At 47.8% G+C, this 16,068-nt stretch carries 10 protein-coding genes, 1 pseudogene and 2 riboswitches; of the genes and pseudogenes, 9 read left to right on the top strand and 2 right to left on the bottom strand.

Features of this window, described 5'->3' with window-relative positions:
• Window positions 1-79 precede the first annotated feature (79 nt).
• The gene (gene gcvT, locus AC0WRU_RS18180; RefSeq protein WP_476125834.1) at window positions 80-1,180 is read right to left on the bottom strand and encodes a glycine cleavage system aminomethyltransferase GcvT; all 1,101 of its coding nucleotides are present in this window, start codon (window positions 1,178-1,180) and stop codon (window positions 80-82) included.
• Between the two features lie 80 nt (window positions 1,181-1,260).
• A riboswitch (glycine riboswitch) is annotated at window positions 1,261-1,357 on the bottom strand.
• Window positions 1,358-1,544, bottom strand: a riboswitch (glycine riboswitch). It lies immediately after the preceding riboswitch.
• Window positions 1,545-1,843: 299 nt separating this feature from the next.
• Here gcvT and gcvH point away from each other — a divergent pair.
• The 9 genes and pseudogenes from gcvH (at window position 1,844) to AC0WRU_RS18135 (ending at window position 13,876) form a co-directional block, all read left to right on the top strand.
• Entirely contained in the window at window positions 1,844-2,239 is a 396-nt protein-coding gene (gene gcvH / locus AC0WRU_RS18175; RefSeq protein WP_476125833.1) for a glycine cleavage system protein GcvH, read from the top strand.
• Between the two features lie 523 nt (window positions 2,240-2,762).
• Complete coding sequence (pulA, locus tag AC0WRU_RS18170; RefSeq protein WP_476125832.1) at window positions 2,763-5,264, top strand: type I pullulanase; 2,502 nt, start codon at window positions 2,763-2,765, stop codon at window positions 5,262-5,264.
• A gap of 214 nt (window positions 5,265-5,478) precedes the next feature.
• Window positions 5,479-6,120, top strand: a complete 642-nt coding sequence (locus AC0WRU_RS18165; RefSeq protein ID WP_476125831.1) for a 50S ribosomal protein L25 — start codon at window positions 5,479-5,481, stop codon at window positions 6,118-6,120.
• Between the two features lie 288 nt (window positions 6,121-6,408).
• The gene (locus tag AC0WRU_RS18160; protein WP_476125830.1) at window positions 6,409-7,905 is read left to right on the top strand and encodes a methyl-accepting chemotaxis protein; all 1,497 of its coding nucleotides are present in this window, start codon (window positions 6,409-6,411) and stop codon (window positions 7,903-7,905) included.
• A gap of 179 nt (window positions 7,906-8,084) precedes the next feature.
• Window positions 8,085-8,874 (top strand): annotated as a pseudogene (locus AC0WRU_RS18155) (S66 peptidase family protein).
• A 51-nt stretch (window positions 8,875-8,925) separates the two neighbouring features.
• Window positions 8,926-10,587, top strand: coding sequence for a LytS/YhcK type 5TM receptor domain-containing protein (locus tag AC0WRU_RS18150; protein WP_476125829.1), 1,662 nt, complete (start codon window positions 8,926-8,928; stop codon window positions 10,585-10,587).
• A complete protein-coding gene (locus AC0WRU_RS18145; protein WP_476125828.1) occupies window positions 10,584-11,348 on the top strand; it encodes a LytR/AlgR family response regulator transcription factor in 765 nt (254 codons plus the stop codon). Before AC0WRU_RS18150 ends, AC0WRU_RS18145 begins: the two co-directional genes overlap by 4 nt.
• Before the next feature lie 190 nt (window positions 11,349-11,538).
• Entirely contained in the window at window positions 11,539-12,786 is a 1,248-nt protein-coding gene (locus AC0WRU_RS18140; RefSeq protein WP_476125827.1) for an L-lactate MFS transporter, read from the top strand.
• Between the two features lie 178 nt (window positions 12,787-12,964).
• On the top strand, window positions 12,965-13,876 hold the full coding sequence (locus AC0WRU_RS18135) for a serine/threonine protein kinase (protein ID WP_476125826.1): 912 nt from the start codon (window positions 12,965-12,967) through the stop codon (window positions 13,874-13,876).
• Between the two features lie 49 nt (window positions 13,877-13,925).
• Here the strand turns inward: AC0WRU_RS18135 and AC0WRU_RS18130 are convergent, their stop codons facing one another.
• Window positions 13,926-16,016: a VWA domain-containing protein gene (locus tag AC0WRU_RS18130; protein WP_476125825.1), complete on the bottom strand. Its 2,091-nt coding sequence runs from the start codon at window positions 16,014-16,016 to the stop codon at window positions 13,926-13,928.
• Window positions 16,017-16,068: the final 52 nt, after the last annotated feature.

Here is a 16,068-nt window from a genome sequence, read left to right as displayed (position 1 = left end):
AAAACGATTAATAAATGATTGCCAACTGGGCAGCGGTTAGTAACGGATCACGATAGTTATAGTAAGACGAGCGTTTAAATCAGTGTGGACGTTTATAAAAGGGTGCTGCTACCACCTCGGCGCGCAGGCGCTTGCCACGAATCTCGACCTCCAGCGACGTGGATAGGGAACTGAAGCGGCTGTCCACCAGAGCCAAACCCAGATTACGTTTTAAGGTGGGCGATTGGGTTCCAGTTGTGACCTCGCCGATTTGCTGTCCTTCCGCGAACACGGGGTAATGAGCACGCGGGATGCCACGGTCAAGCATTTCCAGCCCGATCAGCTTGCGCGGAATGCCTTGTTCTTTCTGGCGTTGCAGAGCCTCTCTGCCGATAAAATCTCCCTTATTCAGCTTGACGAAGAAGCCTAAACCAGCTTCCAGCGGTGAAATCGTGGCGGACAGCTCCTGTCCGTACAGCGGCAGCCGCGCCTCGAAGCGCAGTGTATCCCGGGCTCCAAGTCCAGCGGGAACCAGACCATACGGCTCACCGATGCGAAGCAATCCGTCCCACACTGCCGGTGCATTCGCAGCAGGCACATAAAATTCAAAGCCGTCTTCCCCCGTGTATCCGGTGCGGGAGACGAGCGCTTTTGCTCCGAACAATTGCACATCCTCGCTGAATCGGAAGGAGGCCAGCTTTGTAATGTCCGTGTCTGTCACGGCTGCGGCAATACGCGCAGCCTCAGGTCCTTGCAACGCCAGCAGTGCCACCGCATCTGATACGTTTTCCAGATGAACGGATGCAGGCGCATGGCGAAGCAGCCAATCCCAATCCTTATCGATGTTGGAGGCATTCACAACAAGCATGTAACGCTCCGGCCCTTTGTAGTAGACAAGCAGGTCGTCTACTACACCTCCATCCGGGTAACACAGGAGTGAATATTGGGCCTTGCCCGGCTCCAATTGGCTGACATCGTTCGTCGTCACCTGTTGCAGAAATGCTTCGGCTTCCTGGCCCTCGATCAAGAATTCACCCATATGCGATACATCGAATAATCCCGCACGTTGCCGGACGGCCTCGTGTTCCTTTTGAATGCCACTGAACTGTACAGGCAGCTCCCAGCCGCCAAAATCAATGCAACGAACCCCCGACAGCGTGCTGTAGGATGAATGCAGTGGCGTTTTTCGCAAATTAGTCATTTTTCCACTCCTATCCGGTGTGATCGGCTAAACAAAAAAGACAGGCCGAAAAAAACGTATGAACGGCAGTCCACACACTTTTTTTCAGCTCTGTCCTTGATACCTGAGAGTTACCCCGGCGTGTACCGGGTTTCCCCTTGGGTGATCCGCCTGTATAGCGAATGCTCTCCAGAGATGCGTCCGGCAGAGGTCCTTTTGCCTGAGAGATTCACCTGCGGTGCAGGTTTACTCCTTCGGCGCTGCCTCTGATCAGCTATACGTCATCCGGTCCTGCCGGTAACAGCTTGATCCGACTCGCTTGCTGCCTTGTTTTACAGGTGGCAACAGCGATGCGAGTGTTGGCAGTCTCTCCCTCCACGTTCATCCGCGTTTCCAATTATCGGGTGTTGCCAAAAGCACTTGTTATAACCCATTAATACGCAAATTTATTTGAAATGTCAACAAAAATGTCATGAAAAATATTATTAAAAACATTTTATTCATAAATAAGGATATGTAAGCGTTTGTTATAATCTGTCGTATTTTTAGTTAGAAAGATATATGGAGTAATGAGAAATATTTTTGTTAGTATTATTGACATGATAGTTCTAGTTGTCATAATCTTAACCTGTCATAGACGGGTAGGGAAACGATGTAATCCATATGAAAGCGAGGCGGAGCAGGATGAGTGAAGTGAAGCAGCAATTGTGGTACACGGAAGAACATGAATGGGTTCAGCGTACAAAGGATGGAACGGTACGAATCGGTATTACGGACTTTGCACAGCATCAACTGGGCGATATCGTTTTTGTGGAGCTGCCTGGGGAGGGAGCAGCGATTGAGCAGGGGACGGAAATTGGTACTATTGAATCGGTAAAGACAGTATCCGACTTGTTCGCTCCAGTAACGGGAACGGTGTTGAAGGTGAATGAAGCGTTGGAAAGTACGCCTGAGCTGGTGAACGAATCTCCCTACGAAAAAGGCTGGATGATCGAAGTGAAGATTGGGGAAGATCTGGAGGAAGCACTAAGCAAGCTGCTGTCTGCGGATCAGTACGAGCAGTTGACTGCCAATGAGTAATAATGGGGCAAAGTAGATTAAATAACTGAATAAGGGCGGTGTTTGTCCGCTTGATTTTGTATAAAAATAGTCGCGATGAATTGGCATAGCGGCTATTTTTTGCTGTCTTTTTTGCGAGCGTAATTACGTGTTTTCCTTTTGTTTAGAGGATGGATTTCGTACATAAATTGTACCTATGATGCTCCGCTCCTGCTGCTCGATGAGCCTACCAGCAATTTGGGCTATCCTGATTTTTTGGCGGTTTTTAACATGCATGTGAAGGGATAAAGGGAATTATTTAGGGTGCTTGGAGGGCTGCTGCTGTAGCCTGTTCATAGTTTTGTCATAAAATGGAGTGTGCGTGTGAAATGAAAGCAGCATCCGTATTTGAAATCATCCGACTTTTCAAGCTTGTCTTATTTTGATAGCCTAGTAGGTAAGGATTTCTGTGAAATCCTGAGGTATATTGACAAGTCGTAAACATCATAAATGATGGATGAACAGAGGCTGAAAGCCGATGTACAGAAATGGGTGGTGAACAGGAATGTCTGATTTCAATCAACTCAAGGAGCTTGAGCACACAACATATCCCACATATGAAGGCGATGATTTGGGTCTTACTTATACGCCTGCGGGCAGCATGTTTAAAGTATGGGCACCGACTGCGAAGCAGGTTCATGTAGCGCTGTATGACAACGCTGGATTGTACGATCAGGAAGGTAACGTTCAGGACCATAGCGGTGGCCGGGAATTTCCGATGAGCCGTGATGAGCGTGGTGTATGGTCCGTAGAGCTGGAAGGCGACTGGAACAAGTATTATTACATGTACAGGCTGGAATGGGCAGACCGTACACTTCATTATGCCGCCGACCCTTATGCGACAGCGGTATCAGCTAATGGACAGCGCACGGCAATCGTTGATTTGGCTCAAACCCATCCGGACGGATGGAAAGAGGATACTGGACCCACACTTGCCCGGGCTACGGATGCCATTATATATGAGCTTCATGTGCGTGATTTTTCAATGGATACACATTTTAATACTGGAGAAAAAGGCTTATCTGCCGCACAAGGACAGTTTGCAGCCTTTACGTATACGGGACTAAAAGATTCGGGGGGCAACAGCATCGGACTGGATCATTTGCTGGAGCTGGGCATTACACATGTCCATCTGCTTCCGGTAGCTGATTTCCATACGGTAAATGATTTTGCGGGACAGGGTACGGAATATAACTGGGGCTATGATCCCCAGCACTATAATGTGCCGGAGGGATCTTATTCTTCCAATCCGGCTGACCCGGAGGCACGTATACGGGAGTTGAAGCTGCTGGTGCAATCCCTGCATACTGCTGGCATCGGTGTCATTATGGACGTCGTGTACAACCATACTTTCTCGGTGGAAAAAGGGCCGTTCGACCCTGTTGTACCGGGTTACTATTACCGTACGGATGAGCATGGGAAGCTTTCCAACGGCTCGGGTGTGGGCAATGAGGTGGCCAGCGAACGCCCCATGGTTCGCAAGTATATCAAGGATTCACTGCGCTATTGGGCAGAAGAATATCATATAGACGGCTTCCGTTTTGATCTGATGGCACTGATTGATACGCCGACTGTGGAGCAGCTTACACAGGAGCTTCGCTCTGAGGTTCGTCCCGATCTGCTTATCTATGGAGAGCCTTGGACGGGGGGAGAATCCCCGCAGCCTCTGCTTACGTTAAAAGGAACACAACGGGACAAAGGCTTTGCCGTCTTCAATGACAACTACCGTTCTGCTATTAAGGGTGACAGTGATGGTACCGCAAGTGGCTTTGCCACGGGGGCATGGGATCAGGAGGAACTGGTGCTTAAAGGTGCATTTGGAGCTATTCATGATTTTACGGCTCAACCTTCGGAGACCGTCAATTATGTCACGGCTCACGATAATCTCAATCTGTGGGATAAAATTTTGACAGTGCGGAATTTGCGGGAGCGCTGTGGTTTTCCACAATGGGAGCAGGGTCAGCCGCAGGATGGGAGAACGGCCGAACAAGCCGTGGCGGAAGCAGACCCGTACCGGGACGTGAATGAGCATGAATTGCTGGAGGATGAAACCGTACGCAAATCCTTGCTGGCAAACGGCATGGTGCTGACCTCCCAGGGTATTCCCTTTATCCATGCAGGTGATGAACTGTTGCGCTCCAAATATGGAGACCATAATAGCTACCGTAGTGTGGATGTGGTGAATGCTATTCGCTGGGAGAACAAGGCAAGATTTCGCCCCGTATTTAATTACTATCAGGGGTTAATCGCTTTACGGCGCAGTCATCCGGCATTCCGGATGGATCACCGAGAGCTGGTGGAGCAGCATATGGAAGTGCTGCACAGCAGCGGGCATGTGGTAGCTTTTGCATTGAGGCACCATGCTAACGGCGATGCATGGAATCAGATTGTGGTGATTTATAACGGCTCGGATACGGAGCAGACGATACTGCTGCCTGCGGAATCGGATCGATGGCATGTCGTTGTGGATGCTCACGGGGCTGGAAATGAGATACGGTATGAAGTAGCAGGCCATCGTGTGACCGTTTCGCGCTGGTCGATGATGGTACTGTATGATCAGGAGGAACCCGCTCAGCCATCCTTTTTGACCGGACAGGACCAGACTAGCGAGCTGGCGGAGAACGGATTGGAAGGTTCGGATGAGGGAACAGACCAAGAAATCGCAGGTCACTACGAAGAAGCGGCGTTGTATCGCACCATTGAGTTGATTTACGAGCGTACGGATCGACAATATTCCGGCTGGAATGTATGGGTATGGGGCACTGGATGGCGGGACGGACATGTAGAATTGAGTGAATTGGATGACGGTCGCGCAGTAGCGCGTATTCAAGTGGCTCCTCATGTGCGGCGTATCGGCTACATCGTCCGCCTCAATCAGTGGGATGCCAAGGATATTGAGGCTGATCGGTATATTGATGTAGACCTGAACCGATCTGTGATGCAGGTATTGATTCATAGTGGCAGAGAAGAATATTTGCTGCTGGTCAACGACAACCGAGCAGGATAGCTTTATTTTTCAGAGATAGCATTTTTCGATGATTTCGAGAAATGCTATTTTTTTATGCAAACGTGTGTCAGTTTCAGAAAAAAGGGGTAATATAAAATTATGGACTTGTTTGGTTTTGCCAGCTTGCTGGCTTATACCTTGTAGTACGACTGGTAAACAGGCAAGATTCTTGAGGAATAATCATTTGTAAGGTACCTGAAGGAGGTTGTATATCATGAGTTCTAATGGAGGAAGTATTCAACTGACCGCCCAGCCGAGAACAGAGAAGAAGGGTTCGGCACTTCGTGGATTGAGGTTAAAAGGACGGATTCCAGCTGTGATTTACGGCTCTGAGCTTGAAGGAACCCCTGTACATGTCGATGCCAAGGAATTTAATAAAGTAGTCAGAACCGGACGTTCAGAGGTGTTTAACCTCACCGTAGAGGGTGGAGAAACCATTCCGGTCATCATTAAAGACTATCAGCAGCGTGACAACCAGTGGTTGCATGCCGATTTTCTGAAAATTTCCAAAAACAAACCGCTTCGCGTGCGTGTTTCTATTGACTATCAAGGTACACCTGTAGGTACAAAAACGGGCGGTATTCTGCAAATTCAGGAAACCGAAGTCGAAGTCGAGGGTCTTCCTGCTGACCTGCCATCTACCATTGAGGTGGATGTATCCGCACTGGATGTCGGCGACAAGCTGAGCGCAAGCGACCTGAAACTCCCTAAAGGAGTAACCTTGCACGTTCCTGAGGAAGAGCTGCTTGCATCCATTATTGTTCCGCGTGCGGTTGAGGTGGAAAATGCTGCTGTGGCAGGCGATGCAGCTGCAACAGAAGGTACTGAAGCGGCTTCTGAAAACAAGGAATCCTGATGCTGAAGGTCATCGGATAGATGAGTGCCCGCCTATTGAAGACGGCTATTCAAAGATAAATCTAAAATCGCTCCCTGATTAGGGGGGGCGATTTTTTGCGTTTAAATAACATGCGATTACATCCATCTAGAGATGATTTTATTTTATGATTTGGTAATTAAAGGTGATTTGAATTTTTAGTACGACCATCATTCAATACGCGTTCTGATATGACGATATATAAAGTATGGCGTTTACGTTTTTATTTTATAAATACCTAATATATATCTAAGGAGTGCGTACACAATCATGGACAGAATGACTGAATTGTTGTGGCAAAGAAACAAATTGGTGATCTTTATTTTTTGGATTATGGCCTTGAGTGGCATCGTCCCGGCATTATCTAATCCCTCGATGTGGATATCTAATGGTGTGGGCTTCGCCGTCGCTGTAACTTTGACGATCCTGAATGTAAAAAAGAAAGGTATCCGTGTAATTCCGTGGATTACTACGTTTTTCAGCGTATTTTTTTGTATTTATTTGAACTTATCGAGTGTAGATGTGGTTACCACCATCTTAATCTGCTCCTTGGCTTTGCTTTACCCCTCTTACCGTTATTTTCTGGTAGCTATGTCCTTAAATCTATGTAATATCTTTGTGCAAATTACAATCGGTACGCCGCCAGATCCTCGTGTTACCGGATTATTGCGCTATGTTGATGAGTTTTTTGTTGTTTTATTAATTGGTATACTGCTGTTAGTGGTATCGGTATTGAATCAAAAGCAGTTTCAAAAAAGTGAAGAGCAAAATAAGGATATTAATGCGACAAGGCAACGTATTGAGTTTCTGTTCGAGCAGGTTAGACAAGCTGTGGCTGGATTGTATAGCTTTACCGAGCGTTTTAGAAATCAGGTGGATGCCACCGGCAGTGTGACGAATGAAGTCGCTATCGGTTTTCAGGAGGTCGCCAAAGGTGTAGAAATGCAAGCTTCGAATATCACCGAGGTTACGGATAACTTGTCCCAATCGGATCAGCATATTCGTGATGTCGCAGGTCATTCCAGAGAGCTGAAGCAGCTATCCGAAGATACTAAAAATGCGGGGGGGAAAGGAAGCAGCCAGCTACTCGCATTAACGTCCCAAATTTCCGATTTGGGTCAGGTTATGAGCCGTACCAAGGAAGAATTGGATGAATTTAAAGTACAAAGTGATAACATGTCTTCCATGCTTAACGATATTACTCAAATCTCAAAGCAAACGAATTTGCTCTCCCTAAATGCATCCATTGAGGCCGCCAGAGCAGGGGAGCATGGCAAAGGATTTGCCGTCGTGGCTGGAGAGGTGCGTCATTTGGCTGAAATGGTAGGCAGCACCTCAGTGGCGATGGAGGGCATTTTGACCCAACTGAGAACTCAAATGGATTCGGTTGTAAGTCAATTTGATATCGGCCAGCAAAGATTGCAGCAAAGTATGGAATCGGCACATTCAACCGAGATTGTACTGGAAGACATCCTGCAAAATGCCAATAAAGTGCTGCTTCAGGCCGTGGAAGTGGAGGCCAGTACGACCAGTATGCAGCAATTCTCATCCCAGGTCGTCCAGGAGATGACGGAATTTGCAAGTGTAACGGAACAAGCCAGTGCGGCGTCGGAACAAATCTTGGCTGGTGTGGAGGAGCAACGAAATATAACCTCCAACATGGTGGCTGGCTTCGGTGAGCTGGAGACGCTAATTATCCAATTGAAAGAGCTGGTGCAGGAAAAGAATGAGGACAATAGCCATACCGGAACCAGCAAAAGCAAATAATTGAATAGCTTCATCATCGGGCTAATGAGCCGGGGAATATCGCTATCAAGTGGTAATCCCCGGTTTTTTACTGCTGTATGAAGGAGAGTTGAGAGTGTATTTCTAAAAGCTATAATTTGATGGAAGTTGATGGTATAATTTGTGGCAGTTTAAATGCTTCGTATATAGGGGGAATGACCATGATCATGGGAAAGCAACCGCCCAAACTAAAGGCTGGAGACGAGATACGCATTCTTTCGCCATCCAGAAGTTTGTCTATCGTTTCTGAGGAAAATCGCCTGATCGCCCAGCAAAGGCTGGAGCAACTCGGATTTACGGTGAGCTTTTCACAACATGTGCTGGAAAGCGATGATTTTACATCTTCCTCCATAGAATCCAGAGTAACAGATTTGCACGAAGCTTTTGCCGATCCGAAGGTGAAGGGCATTCTGACTGCCATTGGAGGGTATAATGCTAATCAGCTCCTTGCCCACCTTGACTATGAACTGATTGGAGCTCATCCTAAACGGTTATGTGGTTATTCGGATATTACTGCTTTAAGTCATGCCATATATGCAAAAACAGGGCTTATCAGGAGAAGCACACGGTACGATTGTGGGTGGAAACCTATGTACCCTGAATTTGTTGCAGGGAACGCAGTATATGCCGAGTCTGGAAGGAACGATTTTATTTGTTGAGGATGATTATGAAAGCTCTCCTGCTACGTTTGATCGGGATTTGCAATCATTGCTGCACCAGCCGGGATTCGATCAGGTGAGAGGAATCATCATCGGACGTTTTCAGCAGGCATCTCATATGAGGGAAAAGTTGCTGCGGCAAATCATTAGCTCGAAAAAGGAACTGGCCTCTATTCCGGTGATCGCAGATGCGGATTTCGGACACACCACACCGCAATTTGCATATCCGATTGGCGGGAAGGCGAGTATTCGTGCCCGGAATAACAGGATTGATCTTGAAATATGTGAATAGTGAGAGTGGTACAAGGCTTGATGAATGGGTTTATATTTGGGAGGAACGCATGTGAACGGCTTTTTAGAAATGCTGATGCAGCTATTTGAACGCGCAGCGTTGTTGCTGATTTGTCTATTTTTTATTACCCGTATCCCCCGATTTAAGGAGACCTTGCAAAAGAACAGCCATTCCCCGGCAGAGCTGACGCTACTAACGATTATTTTTTGCATGTTTGCGCTGTTTGGCACGTATACGGGGATCGAAGTGGAAGGATCGCTCGTCAATGTCCGGATTATTGCGATTATGGCGGGTGGCATCTTGTTCGGACCGTGGGTCGGGATTATTACGGGTATTGTATCGGGTATTCACCGTTATCTGATTGATATCGGGGGAGTGACCTCGATTCCGTGTCTGATTACGAGTATTCTGGCAGGTGTGGTATCGGGATATATCGGGCGTCGGGTCGACCGCTCCAAGAGGTGGCTGGTCGGTATTGCCGCCGGGATGATCTGCGAAACATTGACGATGCTGCTCATTCTGGTGATGGCACAACCGTACGAGCTTGGTTTGGACATCGTTTCAAAGATCGGTCTGCCGATGATTATCGGGCAAGTCAGCGTCGGTCTGATCGTTCTGCTGATTCAGAGTGTCGAGGGGGAAAAGGAAAATATCGCGGCCAGACAGGCCAAGCTGGCACTAGATATTGCCAACAAGACGTTGCCTTATTTTCGCTGCATTAATGCCGAATCGCTGCATACCATTTGTTCGATCATTAAGGAGGATATCAAGGCGGATGCAGTGGCGATTACGGATATCAGAGATGTCTTGGCCTACGTTGGTTTTGGCGAGGAACGTTATCATATTGGCGACGAGATCATCAGTGATGTGACCAAATCGACAATACGCAGCGGTAAAATCACCATTCGCAACCATATTGCCGACGATAAAACACCTCAAATCCAGTCTCTGCTCATTATCCCGCTGGAGGAACGGGGAGAGGTGACCGGAACCCTGAAAATTTACTACCGCAAAGCTTATAAAATCACGTATCCGTTGCAAACAATGGCGATTGGCTTGTCCCAAATTATTTCTACATTAATGGAAGTATCGCGTGTGGAGCAAATTAAGGAAGCGGCAAATAAAGCCGAGTTGAAGGCGCTCCAGACTAAAATCAATCCGCATTTTCTGTTCAACGCGCTGAACGCCATTGCCTCTACAACGCGCACCAAGCCGGATAAAGCACGAGAGCTGATCATTAATTTGTCGGGATATCTGCGTTATAATTTGGAGCTGAATGATGATTTGATCGAAATTCATAAGGAGCTTCAGCAGGTGTCTGATTACGTGGAAATTGAAATAGCCCGCTTCGGCAACCGGCTTCAGGTGAAGTATGTGATGGACGAGGTGTCCGTGCGCATTCCAAGCCTTATCATCCAGCCGCTGGTTGAGAATGCGATTAATCATGGAATTCTCAAAAAAAAGGGACTAGGCACAGTTACCATTTCCGTAAAAGATCGAGGGGGAAAAGTACGGATTTCTGTGGCAGATACAGGAGTAGGCATACGGGATGATGTTGTGGATAACCTGTATCATGATCGGGTTCCAGCCAAACAAATTGGCTTGTATAATGTGCATAGACGGCTCAAGCTCATGTATGGAGAAGGGGTTATTATTCTCAAGCATGAGCCAGGCACCGAAGTTTATTTTGACATACCAAAGGAGCAGTCATGAAGGCCATCATTGTAGAAGATGAAATTCCGGCGCGTGAAGAGCTGGAGTATCTTATTCAGACCCACAGCCATATTGAAGTGACGGACAGCTTTGAGGACGGGCTGGACGTATTCCGTTTTTTGCAGGACCATGAGACGGACGCTATTTTTCTCGATATTAACATTCCTTCTCTGGACGGGATGCTGCTGGCGCAGAACATTAGCAAATTTGCCAAAAAGCCTTATATTATTTTTACAACCGCCTATAAAGAGCATGCTGCGCAGGCTTTCGAACTGGAGGCATTTGATTACATTCTCAAGCCGTATGATGAAAAGCGGATCGCCGCCATGCTGCGCAAGCTGGAAAATGCTTATGAGCAACGGAAGGTCCAAGTACAGGAGACTGCCCAGCCTGCGCAGCTCCGACCTGCTAAAACCAGTACGGCTAGCGCTTCGGGCCGTATTAATCTGCTGAAAAGCGACAAAATCATCGTAACGGATGCGAACGATATTTATTATGCGTGCGCACAGGAAAAGGTCACCCGTGTCTTTACAAGACATGAGGAATATACGATGCCGATGAGCATCTCGGAATTTCATGCCCGACTGCCGCAGCAGGACTTTTTCCGCTGTCACCGATCCTATACGGTTAATCTGTCGCAGATCCGTGAAATTGTACCTTGGTTCAATCATACGTATCTCCTGCGCTTGCGTGGTCTGGACGCGGAGATTCCGGTGAGCCGTAGCAAGGCCAAGGAATTTCGGCAAATTATGCGGCTATAAAGGCATTTCATTCCGTTTTAAGTGCATTTCATTCCTCAAACGATCTCTGGCTGACATGCAGGGTTATAATAATCCATGTAGAGAGAATCCTTACCGACTTGCTCCTCCACAGACGCAAAGTGTACTGGATTCCCGGTTATCATGATAACAAATTGACGCTGTAGAGCCGGAATGAAAAGAGGAGATTTATATGAAAACAAACAGCGGAAACCGTTGGCTGGTCGTACTTGGAACGATTATTGTCCAGATGGGATTAGGAACCATTTACACATGGAGTTTATTTAATCAACCGTTGGTGGACCGCTTTGGCTGGAACCTCAGTTCGGTCGCCATTACATTTTCAATTACCAGTTTTGCACTGGCGTTTGCTACGTTATTCGCAGGCAAGCTACAGGATAAATGGGGACTACGTCGTCTGATTTTGTGCGCGGGCATCGTGTTGGGCGCTGGACTCATGCTCAGCTCACAGGTAACGTCCCTGTCCCTGCTGTACATTTTGGCGGGTATTGTCGTAGGATTTGCGGATGGAACGGCTTATATTACATCACTGTCGAATCTGATCAAATGGTTCCCTGAGAAAAAAGGACTTATTTCCGGTATCTCGGTTGGCGCGTACGGAACGGGCAGTCTTATATTTAAGTATATCAATGGTTCGTTAATTCAGTCCGTTGGCGTATCGCAGGCGTTTCTATATTGGGGCATGATCGTGCTGGTCATGATTGTGGGCGGTTCTTTCCTGGTACGGGAAGCAGCAGTCGTGAACAAGCCTTCAGTACAAAATGGAGTTGTGCAGCGTGACTACACCGTTAAAGAAATGCTGCGCACCAAGCAGGTTTATCTGCTATTCGTCATGTTCTTCACAGCTTGTATGAGTGGCTTGTATCTGATTGGAGTTGTAAAAGATATCGGCGTACGGATGGCGGGTCTGGATGTAGCTACAGCTGCCAATGCGGTTGCTATGGTCGCTATTTTCAATACGGCAGGTCGGATCATATTAGGTGCGCTGTCGGATAAAGTCGGTCGTCTGAAAGTGGTAGCGGGTGCGTTGTTAACAACAGCGGTTGCAGTTACAGTGCTGAGTCTGGTACCGCTGAATTACGGTTTATTCTTTGCCTGTGTAGCAGGGATTGCCTTCTGCTTCGGCGGCAACATTACAGTCTTTCCTGCCATCGTGGCTGATTTCTTTGGCCTGAAAAATCAAAGCAAAAACTACGGTATTGTATATCAGGGCTTTGGCCTCGGTGCGCTGGCGGGTTCCTTTATCGCAGCCTTGCTCGGCGGATTCATCCCGACCTTTACGACGATTGCTGTGCTGTGTGTCGTATCGTTCCTGATTGCGCTCACTATCCGTACTCCGGATCAAGGCAATCTGGGCAGCCAACGGGAGAAAAATACCAACAGCATGCGTAGCATGAAGCCTGATACGAAGCTGGGTTAAAAGGAATTGAGAACAAAGTACCAGATGAATGCCAAAAGACCTGTCATCATTTCTCTGAGGGAGATTATGGCAGGTTATTTGTTTTTCCATTATTCGATTTTACGGTATAATGAAAAGATATGTAATAAGCCGATATATACAAAAGACATAAGCTAAGAACCTGACAGGAGGACGAGTCATGATCGTGGATACAAGCGGGAATCTGCTTGCCCGCAATACGAAGCTGCGAAATACATATCAAATTCGAAGCGCCTTGTCCCGCAGTGAGCTGGCCATCGTGTATACGGCAAGGCTGTTGGATAATCGAGAAAAGGTTATTGTTAAGGAGTTTTTTCCGAATGCGCTCGCTTTACGGGGATCGGATCGAAAAACCGTGACCTGTAGTGCATCAATGCAATTCAAATACGTGGAGTTTATGCATTATTTCTTGCGTGAAGGGCAGATGCTCAAGGAATTAAGCCATCCGGGTATTGTCGGTTATATAGATCACTTTGAGGAAAATGGAACTGCTTATCTGGTCATGGAATATTGTGCCGGCAAGACGCTCGACCGGGTGATGAAGGAGGAGGATGCTCCAACGTCCGATCCTGCTTTTTTGTACCATGCGCTGCTGCCTTTAATTGATGCCATGGAATACATTCATGATAAAGGCATTATTCATCGGGATATTAAGCCGGGCAACATTATGATCGGGGAGAATGGCAACATCAAGCTGCTTGATTTTGGATCGGCTGTGCATTTTGAAGGCAAAGAGCATCCGATCTTCACTACGGCGGGCTACTCTCCGCTGGAGTTCTACTCTAATCGCTCGCAGCAGGGACCCGTATCGGATATCTACAGTCTGGCCGCCACGCTGTATTATTGCCGAAAAGGATCACCTCCACCGGATGTGCCGGGCAGATTGTTTGCAGATCAGGCCGACCGGATTCAGATCGAAAATGCAGGTTTTTCCCTGCTGCCGTATGTGATTCGGCGAGGTCTGGAGGTGCAGGCCAATAAGCGTTGCCGCTCGCTCAGATGGTTTAAAGCCGCACTGCGTACGGAATATTGGATAAAAAAAGGGAAGCGCTCCACTCTTACGGTTCGTTAATCGTAAGAGACGGTGCTTCCCTTTTTTTGTTTCCGACGGACGTTATCCATTATCCTGTCGGAGCTTGAATATGATCGGTGTACACGGAGGTATTGGGCTTGATCGCCTTGTACCGCAGCTCGATTTCAGTTACACCGTCCTCGAACGTAATGTACAGCTTGTCGCTGTACTCCAGCACGGCCTTTTTATTGCGGCCAATTCTGACTTTCCCGTGCTGCAAGGCGCAGCGTGTATCATGCTTGACCACTAGAGTCCCTTTTTTACCCGCGGAAAAGATGATCCGCTCCGCTTCCGACAGCGGTTCGTGAACGTCAAGCGTACGGAACAACTCCTGCAAGCTGACCTTCCGTCCCGGAAAGGAGGTAAGCGGCCAGGATTTTACCGGAATCTCCTGTCCACTTGCTGTCGCGAGGAAATATCCTTCGATTCTTCCCGCAAACTGCGGTTTTGGTCGCAAGAACCAGTACAGAAGTGCCGCCACTACGACACTAACAGCTACCGTCCATTTGATAGCTGTATACCGGGACTGTACGGAAACGGTCAACGTAGCGCTGCTGGATGCTCCTTCCGAATCGGTAGCGGTGATTTTCAACTCAGAGTCGCCCGTGTGAAGCCCGGATAACAGCAGATTGGTGCCGTTAATCTCAGCATTAGCCGCATCCCCAGAGGCTCCTGAATCCAGCTTATAGGTGAGCTTGTCATGATTCGGATCAGCAAAAAATTCGCTTAAACTCCGGCGGACATCCCCGTCTTCCTTCACCAGACGAATGGTCAGGTCCTTTAAAGCCTGCGGTGCAGTATTCGCCGCATGGACGGTATGGACCGCTCCCTTGCGATACCATTGCGGGCTGTCCAAAGACAGCTGCCACGTATAATCTCCCGTTAGAGGGAACGCGTATTCGGTCTGAAAGAATCCCGACCTGTAGGTCATAGGTACCTTTTTGCTTGTACCGCCCTTTACGGGTGTAACCATGATATTGGCTTGAAGCGATTTATATACAGCTTCGTCTGTAAGCTTTTGACCATCCGGCAGCAACAACTGAGCTTTGAACGGTATGGCTTGTCCTTTAAGTAGCTGCACGGGCTTGTTTCCACTGGCTTGTGCTTCCTTGTTTCCCGTCATGATAGCCTCGGCTTCCAGTCGATAGCTGCCAAGCAAATTGATTTTGACCAAATCTCCGCGTATGCCCCTCAGTTTCAGCTTGACTTTGCCTGCCTGTGGATGCTCAATTTTTAAAATCGCATATCGACTCGATTTGTACCTGCGGACATTTTCTGAATTGGAATAGAGCTGTGTTTCCTGAAGAGGATGCTCCGACAAAAGCACCAAATTGGCTTCTTCCATACTGGAGTCCGGTATATCAACTGTTAATTCTTGCATTTCGCCGGTGGTCGTAATCGCCGCGATTGGAACGAGCTTGGAACGAATCTGGCTGGCAAAAATACGGTTCAAAATTTCCGGCAGATCCTCGGCGCTGCTCGTTATAAAAGAAGCTCCCCCCGTTTGCGAAGCAATTCGCTCCAGTTCTTGTCGGTTCACCGTGCCGTCATGATTCAGTCCAATCGTATACACAGGGTATCCTTTGGTCTGTGCAGACTTAATGACGGAGGACACGTCATTACTTGAGTCCCCTTTGGATCGGGAACCGGAAGAGGCTCCAAAATCAGTCTCTCCATCGGATAACAGGATTATAAAAGGCTGACGTCCTTTGGAAGTCCCTGCGGCAAGCAGCTCCGAGCCTTTACGCAATCCAAGTCCCAAATCTGTATAACCGGAACGGTTCAGCGTTCTGATTTCCTGCTGAATTTGTGATTTTTGCGCTGCTACCGCAATAGAAGTCAGCGACTTCGAGGCGACTACATGATGGTTGTAAGCGACGAATCCGACGCGTGTACGGTCTGCATCACTCAAATCCATAAACATATTGATAACTTCGGCCGCAATCCCCTCGGGATCGGTATCATTCATGGAATAGCTGGTATCCAATACAAAAACGGCATCATAACCCTCGACCGGAACAGTTCCCAAAGATGCGGCATTGGCCTGATTTACAGTCCAAATGACCCCGTTTGAGCCAATTTGAAAAAATAGTACAAAAGTCATAAAAGCAATGATTCCTAATTTCCTCATTCTGAACATAAGCCCCTCCATCGACGAGGCCAATGCGGGCGCGCCTACTCTCCTAATCCTT

It is taken from the genome of Paenibacillus sp. 1-8, from assembly GCF_056316205.1.
The sequence above is the reverse complement of the archived record's forward strand: the minus strand, read 5'-3'. Positions and strand labels throughout refer to the sequence as shown.